Raw genomic sequence first — 16,265 nt, 5'->3', positions numbered from 1 at the left:
CAGGTCCTGGTTCCCGAGCTGACGCCCGGCGATATCGTGGTGATGGACAACCTACCGGCCCACAAGGTCGCGGGGGTACGCCAGGCCATTGAAGGCGCAGGAGCCACACTGCGCTACCTGCCTCCCTATAGCCCCGACCTGAACCCGATCGAGATGGCCTTCTCCAAGCTCAAGGCGCTGCTGCGAAAGGCGGCGGCGCGGACCGTGCCGGAGTTGTGGCAGAGCATTGGCGAGGCAATCGGGCAGTTCTCGGCGCAGGACTGCAGGCACTACTTCGAGGCAGCCGGATATGAATCGGGATAAGGTAAAAATGCTCTAGTTGATTAACTCAAGTTCGGATGACCGGGGTTTCGAGACAAGGCGCCGCGACGAGTCATAGCCGAGCTATGGCGAGGAGCGGCAACACAGTATCGAGGCCTCGGGCTGGGCAGGCGACGTTGGTTGTCGCCAAACTGACCGATGTCCCCTACCACCCAGTAGAACAGCCCCGCTCAGCCTGCAGCAGGCGGTCGATCCGCTTGATCAGGCCGAGCCGGGCATGGAACGCCCCTGCAGCCGGGCAGCCACCGCGGCCTCGAGACGGCGTGCAAGAATTAGACGGCCTGCATGGGTAGCTGGGTTCGCTCAGGCATCCGCTGATGCCGGTCGCCGATCAATTTTGCTGCTTCTTCCCGTGACGGGAAGAAGCAGCTCTTAGTTGTTCGAACAGCCTTTGCCCATGACGCTGTATTCGAGGACGTGCCGGTGTCCCTGATGGTCTTCGTAGACCATATGGACGGGGACGGCCTCGCAGACGTTGGCCGGCTCTTCGACGCTGATGACTTTGGCAATGTCCAGTTTGGTGCCGTAACTGTAGGTTTCGGCCTTGGGCTGTCGTTCGGCCGCCTGGATCATTTCGCTGGCCGATACGGCACAGGCGATGGCAGCGATAACGACCGGCATGAAGCGTTTCATGTTGAATGTCCTGAGTGTATAAACCGGCCTGCTGGCCAAGGTCGAATAACGGACGGAGCCCTTGCTTGCGCGACGGGAAAAGACACGCCCCGTCTCAGTGGATTTGGCAACCCGTGCCCATCACCCGGTATTCGAGAACGTGCCGCTGACCCTGATGGTCTTCGTAGACCATATGGACGGGAACGGCCTCGCAAACCCTGGCCGGAGTTTCGACACTGATAACTTTGGCAATATCCAGTTTGGTGCCGTAACTGTAGGTTTCGACCTTGGGCTGTTGTTCGGCCGCCTGGATCATTTCGCTGTTCAGTACGGCACAAGCGACAGCGGCGATAATGACCGGCATGAAGCGTTTCATGTTGAATGTCCTAACTGTGCAAACTTTACAAGTCTTCAGTCGGAACAACCGAGATGAGGCTGAAGGCACGGCGAAACATGTCGGGTCGTTTGCTTGAACCCTGCGGGTCGAACGTTTCGCGGCTTTTTTCTAAAGCTGGATACAGGTTATTGAAATAACTGCCCAGGATAAATCGACTGTTTGCGCAATGTCTGTGTACCGTAAGGAAACAATTTCTCAGGGCGAGCCGGATGCCTGGTCCGCCCCGCCGACGATCCGCCCGTCCACCAGCTCGACGGTGCGCGGGCAGCCGGCCGCCAGGCGCGGGTCGTGGGTGACCACCAGCACCGCGCAGCCGAACTGGGCGTTGAAGCGGCGGAACAGCTCGAAGACGTTCTCCGCGGTGTGGGTGTCCAGGTTGCCGGTCGGCTCGTCGGCCAGCAGCAGGGCCGGGTGGGTGACCAGTGCACGGGCGATGGCGACGCGCTGCTGCTGGCCGCCGGACAGTTCGATGGCCTTCTTGGCGGCGAAGCCCTCGAGGCCGACCTCGGCCAAGAGGCCGCGGACGCGCTCGATGTCTTCGGCGCCCGGCTTGCCGTGGCGGATCATCAGCGGCATCAGCACGTTGTCCAGCACGCTGAAGGCCGGGATCAGGTGGTGGAACTGGAAGACGAAGCCGATCGCCTCGTTGCGCAGGCGGGTGCGCGCCGCGTCGTCCAGTGCGCGGGTCGGCCGGCCCAGCAGATAAAGCTCGCCGGCGCTCGGGCTGTCGAGCTGGCCGATGAGGTTGAGCAGGGTGCTCTTGCCCGAGCCGGACGGGCCGATCAGCGCGCTCAGCTCGCCGCGCGCCAGGCGCAGGTCGATGCCGTGCAGCACCTCGGTCTCCTGCGGCGTGCCGGGGTTGTAGACCTTACCCACACCGGCCAGGCGCAGAACCTCTTCAGGCTCAGACATAGCGGATCGCCACCGCCGGGTCGTAGCGCGCGGCGCGGCGCGCCGGCACGGCGGCGGCGAGCACCCCGGTGAGGGTCGCCACCGCCATGGCGCCGGGAATCAGGGTCGGCTCGACGAGAATCTCGAACGGCCAGGCGCCAAAGTGGTTGAAGGCCTCCACCAGCAGCCAGGCCAGCCCCCCGCCGATCCCCGAGCAGAGCATCCCGAGCAGCCCGCCCTGGAGCAGGAAGACCCGCAGGATCTGTCCGCGCGAACTGCCCATGGCGCGCAGGATGCCGATCTCGCGGGTGCGCTGGACCACGCTCACCGCCAGCACGCTGGCGATGCCGAAGGCCACCGAGAGGCCGACGAAGAGGCGGATCACCTGGCTGGTCATGGCCTGCGAGCGCAGCGCATTGAGCAGCTCGCCGTTGGTGGTCATCCAGCTCTCGGCCTTCAGCCCGGTGAGCCGGGCCAGACGCACGGCGATGTCCTCGGCGGCGAAGATGTCGGCGACCGTGGTGTCGATCACCGTCACCGCGCCGGGCAGGTCGAGCAGGGTCTGCGCCTGCTTGAGGTCCAGGTAGACGTGGCGGGCGTCCAGCTCACGCACGCCGAGTTCGAAGATGCCGGTGACGTCGACGATCGCCTCGCGTCCCTCGCCGGCATCCAGGCGCAGCTTGTCGCCCAGCTCCAGGCCGAGGTCGTCGGCCAGCTCCTTGCCGATCACCGCATGCCCGGCGCCGATCTCGAAGCGCCCGGCGATCAGGTCGTCGGTCACCGGCACCACGCGCAGGTAGCGGGCCGGATCGATGCCCACCAGGGCGACCGAGGCCCGCGCCACGCCGCGCCGGCCCATGGCCGGGCCGCTGACCACCGGCGACACGGCGAGGATGTCGGGCTGCCGGTCGAGCACGTCGCGCACCTCCTGCCAGTTGCCGATCGAGCGCAGGCGCTGCGGCCGCGGGTTCTCCAGGTCGAGGGCGAGCAGCCCGGGCGGCGCGGGCAGGACGCGGTTGACCTCGTCCGGCGGCAGCATGCGGATGTGCGCCTGGGTGCCCAGGGTGCGGACGATGACGTTGCTCTGCAGCCCGGTGATCAGCGCGGTGATGAACACGATCACCACGCAGCCGACGGTGATCCCCACCAGGATCAGCAACGTCTGCAGGTAGTTGTCGAGCAGAAAGCGCAGGGCGATCTTCCACTCGAGCCACAGCGATCCGCCCAGCCCCATCGCGATCACTCCGCCCGGCCCAGGGGCAACGACCGTTCGCGCAGGCGCACGTGCTCGCCCTCGGCCGCCGCCACGGCGAGCACCCGGTCGCCGGGCGCCAGGCCCTCGAGCACTTCGCTGAGCGCGGTACCGCGCAGGCCCAGGCGCACCAGTACCCGCTCCACCCGCTCGCCGTTCAGGCGCAGCACCGCGCCGCGCGAGCCGTCGCGCCCCAGCACGGCGTCGTTGGGCAGCACCAGCGCCTGCTCGCGGCGGCCGGTCTCGATGTTCACCGAGACGGTCATGCCCTGGCGCAGGAAGTCGGCCGGCTCGAGCAGCTCCAGGTGCACGTCGAGGGTGCCGCGGCTGGTGTCCACCGCCGGTGCCAGGTAGCCGACCCGGGCGGCGAGGACCCGCTCGGGATAGGCGTCGGCGACCACCCGGGCGAGCTGCCCGGGGGCGACCGGCGCCAGGTCCTTCTCGTCCAGCGGCAGGAGGATCTCGCGGGTGCCTGCGCGGGCGATCTCCAGCAGGGTGCGCCCCGGCTGCACCAGATCGCCCGGCTCCACCGCCCGGGTCTGGACGATGCCGTCGACCTGGGCATGGATGCGCGTGCGCGACAGCGCCACCCGCGCCGCCTCCAGGCGCTGGCGCAGCACCCGCTCCTCGCTGCCGCCCGCGGCCAGCGCCGCGGCAGCCAGACGCGCCCGCTCGTGAGCCACCCGCGCGGTCATCTCGGCGCGGCGCGCCTGCTCGCGCTCCTCGGCGGCCACCACCCGGCGCTCGAGCAGGACGTCGCGGCGCTCCCGCTCGCGGCGCGCCTGCTCCAGGTTGGCCCGGGTCTCGCGCAGCAGCGCCTCGGCCTGCGGGCGGGTGGAGTGCAGCAGCTGCTCCAGCGCCGCCTCGGCCTCGCGCACCCGGGCCTGCTGCTCGTCGTCGCGCAGCTCGAGCAACAGGTCGCCGGCGCGTACCGCATCGCCCTCGCGCACGTGACGGACCGCCGCCACCCCGGTGATCTCGCTGCCGACCTGGGCGAGGGACTGGCTGCCGACCTCGCCGCTGGCCACCACCCGCTGCACCAGCGGCCGCAGCTCCAGGCGATAGCCGGGCAGCTCGGGACCGCGCCAGCTGCGCCAGAACCCGCCGCCGGCGATGGCCAGCGCCAGCAGGACGAGCCAGAGGAAACGCGAACGCAGGGGGATAGGCACCGGCTCTCCTTGAATCCGGCCAGTCGTGGCTGGACGCACTCAGCATAGCAAGCGCCACAGCGCGCTCCACCGGGCTATCGCCAAGTAGCGCAGCCCGTCCGGCGCTTCGCTCGCCCTGCTGCCCGGTATTCCAGCCGCCAGGGTCCAGAGGAACAGGAGGCCTCCATGATCGGCCGGCTCCGCTTCGCCGGCCTACCGACCTTGCGTCACCACACTGGCAAAAGGAGAGCCCAATAAATCCAAACGTTTAGGTTCTTGCTAGCCTGCCCGCATGCCAACCGCCCTGTGCTTCAACGGCCTGCGTGCCGTGATCTATCCCAACGATCATCGTCCGGCGCATGTGCATGTCATGGGGCATGGCTGCGAGGCGGTATTCAACCTGCGCGGCGGCGCGCGAGAACGGGCGCCTGGGCGGACGTCCACGCAAGCAAGAGCGTTGTTAATCATGGTGGACTGCTGTGTGGGCAGCCTCCTGAGGGTGGTCTGAAACAGACCCGACTTTTGCTCTTGCCCTGCTCGCCAAGGACAGCAATGCAGGTTCGTGTGTCAATCCAGGTTTGATTTTCCGCCCCGAAGAGCATTTGGCGAGGTATTTTCCCTTATTACGGACGCACCTCCCCTGCCACCCGCAGATTTTTTCGCGCCATCCACAGGTTCGACAGGGCGAACAGCGTCACCAACTGCGCGGTGTTCTTCGCCAGGCCGTGGAAGCGCACCTTGACGTAGCCGAACTGCCGCTTGATCACCCGGAACGGATGCTCGACCTTGGCCCGCATCGGCGCCTTGGCTTTCTCGATCCGACGTTTGACGCGATACAGGACACTGCGCTTGCCGTGCTTCTTGCGGGTGCTGCGGCGAGCCGCGATCCGCCAGACGACTTTCCGTCCGGCATGCTCCGGACGCTTCTCGACGCCGATATGCGCCTTCATCCCGAAGTAGTATCGGTTGTCCTTCTTCGTCGAGCGCATTTGCGGATCGCACTATTCATTCACGACCAACTTGGTCTCGCGCCATCAAATATTCAGACAAGCAAAAGCGCGATGAATGTATTTCGGCCATACAAGATACCGGAAGTGCGTCTGCTCAAATTGAATATTAAGCCGCATAATTCCAAGCACGAAGGAAGGTCCGAATTAGCCGTTCTGGCAACCGGTGCCCATGACCTGATAACGCAGGACGTGTCTCTCGCCATGGGAGTCCTCGTAGGTCATGACCGCCGGAGTGACGCCACACGCCATCGAATCGCTCTCGATGGAAATGATCTTTTCAACATCCAGTTCATCGCCATATTGGTAATCATGAGCTTCAACGGTTTGTTCGTCATCCGCCGCCCCCTGAGGCACGACAAGTTGGAGATCGGCAGTCAGGGGGTCGGGTTCCTCTTCGGCGGCATCAACCAAGTTGCTCATGGCTATAAAGGGGGCCACGGCCATCATCACGGTAGCTAAACGATTCATGGTCACTCTCCTGTTTCATCAGGCAAGCCGGTCCCTTCACTGAGTTTTCCCAGCGATGCCTGTTTGGAAGTCCGGAATATTTTCGAGGAGTGTTTCTGTCTCCCCGGGAATAATTCTAGGAGTTCGAGAGGCTTTCAATAAGGGCAATTCCGTTTATTCATTATTGAGTATTCGGAAAGTATTGGCGCGCATCAGCCGCTCGCGATATTCAGCGGCCGCTCTCGAACAGCCGGTCGAAAACAACAGACGGCATGAAGACCGGTTCACCGCGCACCCGATGGCCGGGAACCGCACGCCGACCTACGCCTCCTCCGTCCGGCGCACCGGCGGGAACTCGATCCGCACCCTGAGCCCGCCGCTGGCCCCGTCCAGCAGCCGGATCGCCGCCTGGTGCGCCCGGCAGATCTCGCCGACGATGGCCAGCCCGAGCCCTGCGCCGCCGCGCTGCGGATCGAGCCTTTGGAAGCGCTCGAAGACCTTCTGCCGGGCGCTTTCCGGAATGCCCGGGCCGTCGTCCTCCACCTCCAGCACGGCCGGCGCGGCGACCCGCAGGATCACGTTGCCGCCCGGCGGGGTGTGCGCCAGGGCGTTGTCCACCAGGTTGCTGAGCAGCTCGTTGAGCAGGGTCGGCTCGCCCGTCACCCAGACCTCGCCCTGTCCCTCGAAAGCCAGCGCCACGCCGCGGGCGTGGGCCAGAGGCGCCAGGGCCAGGCCCAGCTCGCGGCACAGCGATCCCAGCTCGACCGGCTCGGCGCCGCCCTCGGCGATGGCCTGGGCGCTGCTTTCGATCCGTGCCCAGGAGAGCAGCTGGTTGGCCAGGTGGGAGAGCCGGTCGCCGCTCTGCCGGGCTTCCTCCAGGGTGCGATGCCAGGCAGCCGGGTCGCGTTCGCGCAGGCCCAGTTCGAGGCGCGCCTTGAGCGCCGCCAGCGGCGTGCGCAGCTCGTGGGCGGCGTCGGCGATGAACTGCGACTGGCGCTCCAGGAGACTGCGCAGACGTCCGGTGAAGAGGTTCAGGGCACCGACCAGCGGCAGCAGTTCGCGCTGCACCGTGACCGGCGGCAGAGGCCGCAGGTCCTCCGGGCTGCGCTCCTCCACCGCCTGGCGCAGGCGCTCCAGCGGGCGCAGCGCGGCGGTGACCACGAACCAGGCCAGGGCCATCGCGCCGACCGCCAGCAGGCCCAGGCGCAGCAGGGTGTCGGCGAGCAGGCTGCGCGCCATGCGCTCGCGGGCCTCCTCGGTCTCGGCCACGCGGATTTCCGCCATGCCGCTCAGGGTGGTCTCGCTGACCGGCTGCTGCAGGCTGACCACCCGCACGTTCTGGCCTCGATAATGCGCGTCGTAGAAGCGCGCCAGGGCCGGGTAGTCGCGGGTCAGCGGGGCGCCCGCCGGTGCGCCGGGCAGGTTCTCGTAGCCCGATACCAATTGGCCGCGGATGTCCAGCACCTGGTAGTAGATGCGTCCGGCGCTGTCGAAGGCGAAGCTGTCCAGGGCCAGGTAGGGGATGTCCGCGCGCAGGCTGCCGTCGGCCTCGGAGAGTCCGTCGGCGATGCTCCGCGCCGAGGCCAGCAGGGTGCGGTCGTAGGCCCGATCGGCGGCCTGGCGGCCGTTGTAGTAGGCGCTCAGCCCGCTGATCGCCAGCAGCACCGCCAGCAGCCCGGCCATCCGCCGCAGCAGGCGGCCGCGCAGGCTGCCGTCGACGCGAATTCCCGACTCGCCGGCCGGCTCATTCACCGCGCGACTCCAGCAGGTAGCCGAGGCCGCGGAAGGTCACGATGCGCACCGCGCTCGCCTCCAGCTTGCGGCGCAGGCGGTGGACGTAGATCTCGATGGCCTCGGGATTGACCTCGTCGTCCAGGCCGAACACCTGGGAAGCCAGTTGCTCCTTGCTCATCACCCGCCCCGGCCGGGCGATCAGCGCGCTCAGCACCGCCTGCTCGCGGGCGGTCAGGTTGAGCGGTTCGCCGGCCAGCGCGAAGCGGCTGGTGGCCAGGTCGTAGACCAGCTCGCCGCAGCGCAGCTGGCGCTCGCCGCCGAGCACGCTGCGGCGCAGCAGGGCCTTGACCCGCGCCTCCAGCTCGGTCAGCTCGAAGGGCTTGGCCAGGTAGTCGTCGGCGCCGAGGTTGAGCCCCTGCACGCGGTCCTTGACCTCGGCGCGGGCGGTGAGCATCAGCACCGGTACCCGGTTGCCGCGTTCGCGCAGCCGGGCCAGCACCTCGAAACCGTCGAGCCGGGGCAGGCCGACGTCGAGCACCACCAGGGTGAAGTCCTCGCTGGACAGCGCCAGGTCGGCGGCCACCCCGTCGTGCAGCACGTCCACGGTCAGCCCTGCCGCGCGCAGCGCCTGGGCCACGCTGTCGGCCAGCGGGGCGTGATCCTCGACCAAAAGAATGCGCATGGCGGTCTCCGCAGGAGGGGGGAATGCCAACCAGTGTACAGGCACGAAGCCCGGTTGATCAGCGGGGAACTGCGGCGAAAGTCCGGTGAAAGGTTGGCGAAAGCTTCGCTCACTAGGATCTCCCGAGAGTCGCTCGCCGGGTCCCGGACGCGCCTCGCCCCGGCAGCCCCTACGCAGTGGTAGCGGCTTCCCGACAACAACAACAATGGAAACCACTGTATGCCCCGCACCCCGTTCGCCCCGCTGACGCCCCCGCGCGTCCGCCCGCCCCGGACCGCCTTTCGCCTGTCTTGCGCCCGCCGCCGGCATCCGCCCGCGACGCCCTGCCCGTCCGTCTGAATCCACGTTTCCTGCGACAACAACAACAAACCAGAGGAATGCCCCCATGCGTCCATCGCTGCGCAACACCCTGCTGGCGGCCGGCTCGGCCGTGCTGCTGTCCGCCCCGCTGAGCGCCGAGCCCAAGCGCCCCGAATGCATCGCCCCGGCCGCGCCCGGCGGCGGTTTCGACCTCACCTGCAAGCTGGCGCAGAGCGCGCTGGTCGAGGCGAAGCTCCTGGAGAAGCCGATGCGCGTCACCTACATGCCGGGCGGCGTCGGCGCGGTGGCCTACAACACCATCGTCGCCCAGCGCCCGGCCGACGCCGGCACCCTGACCGCCTTCTCCAGCGGTTCGCTCTTGAACCTCGCCCAGGGCAAGTTCGGCCGCTTCGACGAGAACGCGGTGAAGTGGCTGGCGGCGGTCGGCACCAGCTACGGCGCCATCGCGGTGCGCGCCGACTCGCCCTACAAGACCCTCGCCGACCTGGCCGCGGCGCTCAAGGCCAACCCCGAACAGGTGGTGATCGGCTCGGGCGGCACCGTCGGCAGCCAGGACTGGATGCAGACCGCGCTGTTCGCCAAGGCGGTCGGCGTCGATCCGCGCCAGCTGCGCTACGTGGCCATGGAGGGCGGTGGCGAGATCGCCACCGCGCTGCTCGGCGGGCACATCCAGGTGGGCAGCACCGACATCTCCGACTCCATGACCCACGTGCAGAGCGGCGGCATGCGCATCCTCGCGGTGCTCTCCGAGCAGCGCCTGAAGGAGCCGGCGATGGCCGCCATCCCGACCGCCCGCGAGCAGGGCTACGAGGTGGTCTGGCCGGTGATCCGCGGCTACTACCTGGGACCCAAGGTGAGCGACGCCGACTACGCCTGGTGGAAGGACTCCTTCGACCGCCTGCTCGCCTCCGAGGACTTCGCCCGCCTGCGCGACCAGCGCGAGCTGTTCCCCTTCGCCCTGACCGGCCCCGCGCTGCAGGCCCACGTGTCGAAGGAAGTCGCCCGCTACCGCGAGCTGGCCCGGGAATTCGGCCTCACCCAGTGATCGAGCGGCGAGGCCCCCGCCGGGGCCCTCGCCCGAGGACGCCATCATGCTGCTGCAACGCCTGTTCCTGGCCGCCTGGCTCGTGCCCGTGCTGGCCATGATCCACATCGGCTCCGCCTACCAGGCACCGTTCGCCTACGAGCCGGTCGGCCCGCGGGCCTTTCCCCTGCTGATGCTGGGACTGCTGGCCGCCGGCCTGGTCTACCTGCTGATCCACCCGACGCCGGTGGAGCACGACCCCGACGAGCCGCCGCCCACCGCGCAGAGCCTGCGCAAGGTGGGCCTGTGCATCGCCCTGCTGCTGGGCTTCGCCCTGGCCTTCGAACCGCTCGGCTTCATCCCCGCCAGCAGCCTCGCCGGGCTGTGCTTCGCCCGGCTGTACGGCGGCCGCTGGCTGCCCAGCCTCGGCCTCGGCGTCGCGCTGGCGGTCGGCCTCTACCTGCTGTTCGACCGCCTGCTCGACGTGCCCCTGCCGCTCGGCATCCTCGCCGGCCTGGAGATCTGACATGGACACCCTCAACTTCCTGATGCAAGGCTTCGGTGTCGCGCTGACCCCGACCAACCTGCTGATCGCCCTGATCGGCACCCTGATCGGCACCGTGGTCGGCCTGCTGCCCGGCCTCGGCCCGATCAACGGCGTGGCCCTGCTGATCCCGGTGGCCTTCGCCTTCGGCCTGCCGCCGGAGTCGGCGCTGATCCTCCTCGCCGCGGTCTACCTCGGCTGCGAATACGGCGGGCGGATCTCCTCGATCCTGCTCAACATCCCGGGCGAAGCCTCGACCCTGATGACCACCCTGGACGGCTACCCGATGGCCCGCCAGGGCCTGGCCGGGGTCGCCCTGTCGCTGTCGGCGTGGAGCTCCTTCCTCGGCGCCTTCATCGCCACCTGCGGCATGGTGCTGTTTGCCCCGATGCTGGCCAAGTGGGCGATCGCCTTCGGCCCGGCCGAGTACTTCGTGCTGATGGTGCTGGCCATTGTGGCGATGGCCGGGATGGCCGGCGACAAACCGATGAAGACCCTGGTCGCCGCGCTGCTCGGACTCTTTCTGTCCTGCGTGGGGATCGACGCCAACAGCGGCGTGTACCGCTTCACCTTCGACAGCATCCACGTCGCCGACGGCATCCAGTTCGTGGTGCTGGTGCTCGGGCTGTTCTCGGTCAGCGAGATCCTCCTGCTGCTGGAGAAGACCCACCATGGCCAGCAGGCGGTCAAGACCACCGGGCGCATGCTGTTCAACCTCAACGAGGCGCGCCGGGTGCTCCTGATCAACCTGCGCTGCGGCCTCGGCGGCTTCATCGTTGGCGTACTGCCCGGCGCCGGCGCCACCCTGGCCAGCGCCCTGGCCTACATGACCGAGAAGCGCCTGGCCGGCCCCGACGGCCAGTTCGGCAAGGGCGACATCCGCGGCCTGGCCGCCCCGGAAACCGCCATCGGCGCCTCCTGCTGCGGCGCCATGGTGCCGATGCTGACCCTCGGCGTGCCCGGCTCGGGGACCACGGCAGTGATGATCGGCGCGCTGACGCTCTACAACATCACCCCCGGCCCCCTGCTGTTCCAGAACGAGCCGGAGCTGGTCTGGGGCCTGATCGCCTCGCTGTTCGTCGCCAACCTGATGCTGCTGGTGCTCAACGTGCCGATGATCAAGGTCTTCACGCGCATCCTCGCCGTGCCGAACTGGGCGCTGGTGCCGCTGATCGCGATCATCACCTCCATCGGCGTCTATGCCGTGCACGCCACCACCTTCGACCTGCTGCTGATGGTCGCGGTGGGCATCCTCGGCTACGTCCTGCGCAAGCTCGACTTCCCGCTGTCGCCGCTGCTGCTCGGCTTCATCCTCGGCGGCCACATGGAGCAGAACCTGCGCCGCGCCCTGTCGATCTCCAACGGCGATCTGGACATCCTCTGGTCGAGCGGCATCGCCCAAGGCACCTGGGTGCTGGTGGCGCTGATGCTGGCCCTGCCGCTGCTGCGCCTCTGGCGCCGCCGCGCCGCCCGTCGCCCGGCCGAACCGGCCGCCCTGGCCTGAGCCGCCGCCTGCGGGTCGTCCCGGGACGGCCCGCAGGCCGACTGAAAGCCTGGTGAAAGCCTGCCGCACTAGGCTCGGCAACCAAGATCGCCGTCCGCACCCCGCGGCCGGCGACGACAACAACAAGGGAACTCTCCCATGCCCAGGCCGTCCTTCGCCCGCGCCACGCCCATCGCCCTGCCCGACGGCGCCCGTCCCTGTATCCTGTACCTGCCGGCGCCCGGCCATGCTCCTGCCCGGCCGAGCGCCCGCGCATGACCCGCAGCGGAGGAGACACCCATGGGCCCATCGATCCGTCGCGCCCTGCTGGCGGCCGCCGCGCTGCTGCTGTGCAGCGCCCAGGCCGCCGAACCCGTCTCCCCGCAGTGCATCGTCCCGGCGGCCAGCGGCGGCGGCTTCGACCTGGTCTGCAAGCTGGCGCGCCAGGCACTGCAGGAGGCCGGGCTGACCCGCCAGCCGCTGCGCGTCACCTATATGCCGGGCGGCGTCGGCGCGGTGGCCTACAACACCATCGCAGCCCAGCGGCCGGCCGAGCCCGGCACCCTGGTGGCCTTCTCCAGCGGCTCGCTGCTGAACATCGCCCTGGGCAAGTTCGGCCGCTTCGACGAGACCGCGGTGCGCTGGCTGGCGGTGATCGGCACCAGCTACGGCGCCCTGGCGGTGCGCGCCGATTCGCCCTACAAGACCCTCGACGACCTGCTCGCGGCGCTCAGGAAGGACCCGGACTCGGTGGTGATCGGCACCTCCGGCACCGTCGGCAGCCAGGACTGGATGCAACTCGCCCTGCTCTCCCGGCTGGCCGGCATCGACCCGCGCGAGCTGCACTACGTCGCCCTGGAGGGCGGCGGGGAAATCGCCACGGCGCTGGTCGCCGGCCACGTGCAGGTGGGCAGCACGGACATTTCCGACTCCATGCCGCACCTCAACAGCGGCGCCATCCGCCTGCTCGCGGTGTTCGCCGAACGGCGCCTGGACGAGCCGGCGATGGCCGCCATCCCGACCGCCCGCGAGCAGGGCTACGACGTGGTCTGGCCGGTGCTGCGCGGCTTCTACATGGGACCCCAGGTGAGCGACGCCGACTACGCCTGGTGGAAGGACGCCTTCGACCGCCTGCTCGCCTCCGAGGACTTCGCCCGCCTGCGCGACCGCCACGAGCTGTTCCCCTTCGCCATGACCGGCGAGGCCCTGGAGGCGCACGTCCGCCAGAAGGTCGCCCGCTACCGGGAAATGGCCCGGGACTTCGGCCTGATCCGCTAAAGCGGCGACCGCCGCCCGCCGGTCCCGGCCGATTCGCGCCGGGCGGGCCATCGACGCCCGCCCGCCACTCCCCCGCGCAGCGCAGCCGGCCCGAGCGCCGCGCGCCGTCGCCCCTGCCCGAGGACTTGCCGTGACCTTTCGACGCCCCCCATTCCCCGCCGGCCTGCCCGCCCGCTGCCGCCCGTGGATGCTCACGCCGCTGGCCGGCGCCCTCGGCGGCGGGCTCGCCCAACTGCTCGGCTGGCCGCTGCCGTGGATGATCGGCTCGCTGCTCGGCGTCGCCGCGCTGCGCTGCCTCGGCAGCCCGAGCGGCGCCGTGCCCCATGGCGTCAAGGCCGGCCAGTGGATTCTCGGCATCGGCATCGGCCTGCACTTCAACCGGGCGGTGCTGGAGCAGATCCTCGCCCACCTCGGCCTGGTGCTGCTCGGCACCCTGCTGACCCTGCTCACCAGCGTCCTCGCCATCCTCCTGCACCGGCGCTACGGGGAAGACTTCGCCACCGCCTACTTCGCCAGCATGCCCGGCGGCGCCAACGAGATGGTCAACCTGGGCAGCCGGCACGGTGCAGCCCTCCAGCAGGTAGCCGCCGCCCAGAGCCTGCGGATGATCCTGGTGCTGCTCGCCATCCCCGCCGCCTATGCCTGGCTGTTCGCCGGCGGGCAGACGGCGACCGTCGCCCCTCCCGGCCCCGACGCCGCCTGGCTGGCCCTGCTGTTCGCCGGCGGCGGCCTGGTCGCCGTGCTCTTCCAGCGCCGGCGTTTCCCCAACGCCTGGCAACTCGGCGCCCTGCTGGTCAGCAGCGTCGCCAGCATCGCCTTCGACCTGCACCTCGGCCTGCCGGAGGGTGCCGGCGAAGTCGGCCAATGGCTGGTGGGCAGCACCCTGGGCTGCCACTTCGACCGTTCGTTCTTCCGCCGCGCCCCGGCGTTCCTGCTGCGCACCCTGCTGGCGACCCTCGCGGCGGTCCTCCTCGCCGTGCCCATCGCCCTGACCATGAGCTGGGCCTCGGGCCTGGACGCCCGCGCCCTGCTGCTCGGCATGGTCCCCGGCGGCATCGCCGAGATGAGCCTCACCGCCGAGGCGCTGGGCCTGGTGGTGCCGCTGGTCACCGCGATGCAGGTGCTGCGCCTCTTGCTGGTGCTGTTCCTCGCCGCGCCGGTGTTCCGCCTGTGCAGCGAGCGGCTGGGGATCGGCAAGGCCGAAGGGCTGGCGATGCGGGAGTGAGAGAGCCGCTTCGGCGCCTCAAGGCTTCGGCCCCACCACCGGATAGACGCCCGTCAGCCGCGCGATCAGGATGGCCACGAACATCACGCCGGTCACCGCCTCCAGGATGGTCGGGAAGCGGGACTGGATCAGCACCGGGGTGATGTCGCCGAACCCGGCGGTGGTGAGGACGGTGAAGCTGTAGAAGATCAGGTCCGCCAGGTTCATGGTGCTGGGCGTTCCGTAGAGCGCGAAGGCGCCCGGGTGGAAATACTGCAGCACGCCGAAGAGGTAGGCCCAGAAGATGGCGATCATGAGGTAGACAGCAACGGCCCCATAGAGCTTGTCGGCGGTCATGTTGTCCCGGCGCAGCACGTAATACAGCAGATGGGCGATGGCATAGGCGTAGAAGGCCGCCCCGAAGCTCCAGGAGAGGGTCAGATAGCCCGGCAAGCCCGATGCCAGGGCGAGAAACTGAAAGACCAGCGTCGGCAGGCCGAGGGCGACGGCAAGCAGGAAGGACAGCCGGGAACGCCCCACCGCGGCGACGGCGGTCACCAGAATCAGCAGGTTGAGCAGACCGACCAGAGCACGGCCGAGGAGGCTGTCCACGACGAACGGCATCGTCACCAACAGCGCGAGCAGGGCCAGGAACACGAAGAAGCAGCGCTGCTCGAGCATTCTGGCCAGGAACGGGCGAGGCGTCATGGTCGGCACGGCGAGCGTTCTCCCCGAATGGCCCAACGTATCGGCGGCGTTGGACGGACCGCTCGTCTTGCGAACCGGCTCTTCGTTATCCGGGCTTTCCATAGCCATGACCGTCTCCCAGGGGCCTGATGCCCGACGTCAGAAAAGGCTTTCAGTGTATGGGCAGGCGCGCTCGGCGGGGCACGCCCCCCTTGGCGGCGGCTCCGCCAGGGCTACGCCGATACGGCGGGCAAACCGGGGCGGCAGGCTGGAAAACCGCGCTGCGTTCTCCACCGAAAAGCTACGCGCCGCGCCGCGCCCGGGCCACCCGCGAGCCGTTCTCCCGGCCGAGCACGGCGCAGATGCGCTCGCCGGCGGCGATCAGCGCCTGCAGCTCGATGCCGGTGTGGATGCCCAGGCCGTCGAGCAGATACAGCACGTCCTCGCTGGCCACATTACCGCTGGCGCCCCTCGCGTAGGGACAGCCGCCGAGGCCGGCGACCGAGCTGTCGAACACCGCGATGCCTTCCAGCAGGCTCGCGTACACATTCGCCAGCGCCTGGCCGTAGGTGTCGTGGAAGTGCCCGGCCAGCCGCTCGCGCGGGATGGTGCGGCCGACCACCTCGAACAGGGCGCGGGTCTTGCCGGCGGTGCCGGTGCCGATGGTGTCGCCGAGCGACACCTCGTAGCAGCCCATCGCGAACAGCTCGCCGGCCACGCTGGCGACCTGCTGCGGCGCCACCTCGCCCTCGTAGGGGCAGCCGAGCACGCAGGACACGTAGCCGCGCACACGCACGCCCCGCGCGCGCGCGGCGTCCAGCACCGGCACGAAGCGCGCCAGGCTCTCGGCGATCGAGCAGTTGAGGTTCTTCCGCGAGAAAGCCTCGGAGGCGGCGGCGAACACCGCCACCTCCTCGACCCCGGCCGCCATCGCCGCCTCGAAGCCTTTCATGTTGGGGGTCAGCGCGGCGTAGACCACACCGGGTTGGCGCCGGATACCGGCGAACACCTCGGCCGAGCCGGCCATCTGCGGCACCCACGCGGGCGAGACGAAGCTGCCGACCTCGACGTACTCCAGGCCGGCGACGGTGAGGTCGTCGACCAAGCGCACCTTGTCGGCCACGCCGATCGGCTGTTTCTCGTTCTGCAGGCCGTCGCGCGGGCCGACTTCGACCAGGCGGACGTGCTGGGGCAGTGTCATGGCATAACCTCTGGGTAGGGTGGAAAACG

The 16,265-nt window shown here is 69.0% G+C and carries 17 protein-coding genes and 1 pseudogene; 7 read left to right on the top strand and 11 right to left on the bottom strand.

Annotated features, from left to right (window positions below; genetic code table 11):
• Positions 1 to 303: transposase (locus BMY22_RS10585; RefSeq protein WP_139211262.1), on the top strand; the 303-nt coding region annotated here is incomplete at its 5' end.
• 390 nt (positions 304 to 693) lie between these two features.
• Here BMY22_RS10585 and BMY22_RS10580 read toward each other — a convergent pair.
• From BMY22_RS10580 to BMY22_RS10560, 5 genes are all read right to left on the bottom strand, one after another.
• Complete coding sequence (locus BMY22_RS10580; RefSeq protein WP_090621808.1) at positions 694 to 954, bottom strand: DUF2790 domain-containing protein; 261 nt, start codon at positions 952 to 954, stop codon at positions 694 to 696.
• Positions 955 to 1,048: 94 nt separating this feature from the next.
• Positions 1,049 to 1,249: a DUF2790 domain-containing protein gene (locus tag BMY22_RS10575; protein WP_425265972.1), complete on the bottom strand. Its 201-nt coding sequence runs from the start codon at positions 1,247 to 1,249 to the stop codon at positions 1,049 to 1,051.
• Positions 1,250 to 1,525: 276 nt separating this feature from the next.
• Positions 1,526 to 2,242 (bottom strand): ABC transporter ATP-binding protein, encoded by a 717-nt coding sequence (locus tag BMY22_RS10570; protein WP_090621805.1) that lies wholly within the window; start codon positions 2,240 to 2,242, stop codon positions 1,526 to 1,528.
• Positions 2,235 to 3,455 carry an ABC transporter permease gene (locus BMY22_RS10565; RefSeq protein WP_090621803.1) on the bottom strand — a complete coding sequence of 407 codons (1,221 nt, stop codon included), beginning with the start codon at positions 3,453 to 3,455 and terminating at the stop codon, positions 2,235 to 2,237. The genes BMY22_RS10570 and BMY22_RS10565 overlap by 8 nt, the downstream gene beginning before the upstream one ends.
• A 5-nt stretch (positions 3,456 to 3,460) precedes the next feature.
• The gene (locus BMY22_RS10560) at positions 3,461 to 4,636 is read right to left on the bottom strand and encodes an efflux RND transporter periplasmic adaptor subunit (RefSeq protein ID WP_090621817.1); all 1,176 of its coding nucleotides are present in this window, start codon (positions 4,634 to 4,636) and stop codon (positions 3,461 to 3,463) included.
• Positions 4,637 to 4,913: 277 nt separating this feature from the next.
• Between BMY22_RS10560 and BMY22_RS25365 the strand changes: the two genes are divergently transcribed.
• The gene (locus tag BMY22_RS25365) at positions 4,914 to 5,129 is read left to right on the top strand and encodes a DUF4160 domain-containing protein (RefSeq protein ID WP_090621802.1); all 216 of its coding nucleotides are present in this window, start codon (positions 4,914 to 4,916) and stop codon (positions 5,127 to 5,129) included.
• Positions 5,130 to 5,244: 115 nt separating this feature from the next.
• On the opposite strand, the pseudogene BMY22_RS10550 reads toward BMY22_RS25365, so the two are convergent.
• From BMY22_RS10550 to BMY22_RS10535, 4 genes and pseudogenes are all read right to left on the bottom strand, one after another.
• Positions 5,245 to 5,619 (bottom strand): annotated as a pseudogene (locus tag BMY22_RS10550) (transposase); the annotation flags it as partial.
• A 156-nt stretch (positions 5,620 to 5,775) separates the two neighbouring features.
• Positions 5,776 to 6,099, bottom strand: a complete 324-nt coding sequence (locus BMY22_RS10545; protein WP_090621800.1) for a DUF2790 domain-containing protein — start codon at positions 6,097 to 6,099, stop codon at positions 5,776 to 5,778.
• A gap of 300 nt (positions 6,100 to 6,399) precedes the next feature.
• The gene (locus BMY22_RS10540) at positions 6,400 to 7,803 is read right to left on the bottom strand and encodes a sensor histidine kinase (RefSeq protein WP_167363726.1); all 1,404 of its coding nucleotides are present in this window, start codon (positions 7,801 to 7,803) and stop codon (positions 6,400 to 6,402) included.
• Positions 7,804 to 7,822: 19 nt separating this feature from the next.
• Entirely contained in the window at positions 7,823 to 8,494 is a 672-nt protein-coding gene (locus tag BMY22_RS10535) for a response regulator (protein ID WP_090621797.1), read from the bottom strand.
• 385 nt (positions 8,495 to 8,879) lie between these two features.
• Here BMY22_RS10535 and BMY22_RS10530 point away from each other — a divergent pair, with 385 nt between their 5' ends.
• The 5 genes from BMY22_RS10530 to BMY22_RS10510 all read left to right on the top strand — a co-directional run bounded on the left by BMY22_RS10530 (position 8,880) and on the right by BMY22_RS10510 (position 14,369).
• Positions 8,880 to 9,860, top strand: coding sequence for a Bug family tripartite tricarboxylate transporter substrate binding protein (locus tag BMY22_RS10530; RefSeq protein ID WP_090621795.1), 981 nt, complete (start codon positions 8,880 to 8,882; stop codon positions 9,858 to 9,860).
• Between the two features lie 46 nt (positions 9,861 to 9,906).
• Positions 9,907 to 10,365: a tripartite tricarboxylate transporter TctB family protein gene (locus BMY22_RS10525; RefSeq protein ID WP_090621794.1), complete on the top strand. Its 459-nt coding sequence runs from the start codon at positions 9,907 to 9,909 to the stop codon at positions 10,363 to 10,365.
• A gap of 1 nt (position 10,366) precedes the next feature.
• Positions 10,367 to 11,887 (top strand): tripartite tricarboxylate transporter permease, encoded by a 1,521-nt coding sequence (locus tag BMY22_RS10520; protein WP_090621792.1) that lies wholly within the window; start codon positions 10,367 to 10,369, stop codon positions 11,885 to 11,887.
• Between the two features lie 279 nt (positions 11,888 to 12,166).
• Entirely contained in the window at positions 12,167 to 13,144 is a 978-nt protein-coding gene (locus BMY22_RS10515; RefSeq protein WP_090621791.1) for a Bug family tripartite tricarboxylate transporter substrate binding protein, read from the top strand.
• A gap of 187 nt (positions 13,145 to 13,331) precedes the next feature.
• On the top strand, positions 13,332 to 14,369 hold the full coding sequence (locus BMY22_RS10510; protein WP_170849333.1) for an AbrB family transcriptional regulator: 1,038 nt from the start codon (positions 13,332 to 13,334) through the stop codon (positions 14,367 to 14,369).
• 18 nt (positions 14,370 to 14,387) lie between these two features.
• On the opposite strand, the gene BMY22_RS10505 is transcribed toward BMY22_RS10510, so the two are convergent.
• Positions 14,388 to 15,164 carry a potassium channel family protein gene (locus BMY22_RS10505; protein ID WP_090621788.1) on the bottom strand — a complete coding sequence of 259 codons (777 nt, stop codon included), beginning with the start codon at positions 15,162 to 15,164 and terminating at the stop codon, positions 14,388 to 14,390.
• Positions 15,165 to 15,336: 172 nt separating this feature from the next.
• Positions 15,337 to 16,236, bottom strand: coding sequence for a hydroxymethylglutaryl-CoA lyase (locus BMY22_RS10500; RefSeq protein WP_090621786.1), 900 nt, complete (start codon positions 16,234 to 16,236; stop codon positions 15,337 to 15,339).
• Positions 16,237 to 16,265 lie beyond the last annotated feature (29 nt).

It is taken from the genome of Azotobacter beijerinckii, from assembly GCF_900110885.1.
Classification (GTDB): domain Bacteria; phylum Pseudomonadota; class Gammaproteobacteria; order Pseudomonadales; family Pseudomonadaceae; genus Azotobacter; species Azotobacter beijerinckii.
Note: the sequence above shows the minus strand (reverse complement) of the source record. Positions and strands in the feature narration are given on the sequence as shown.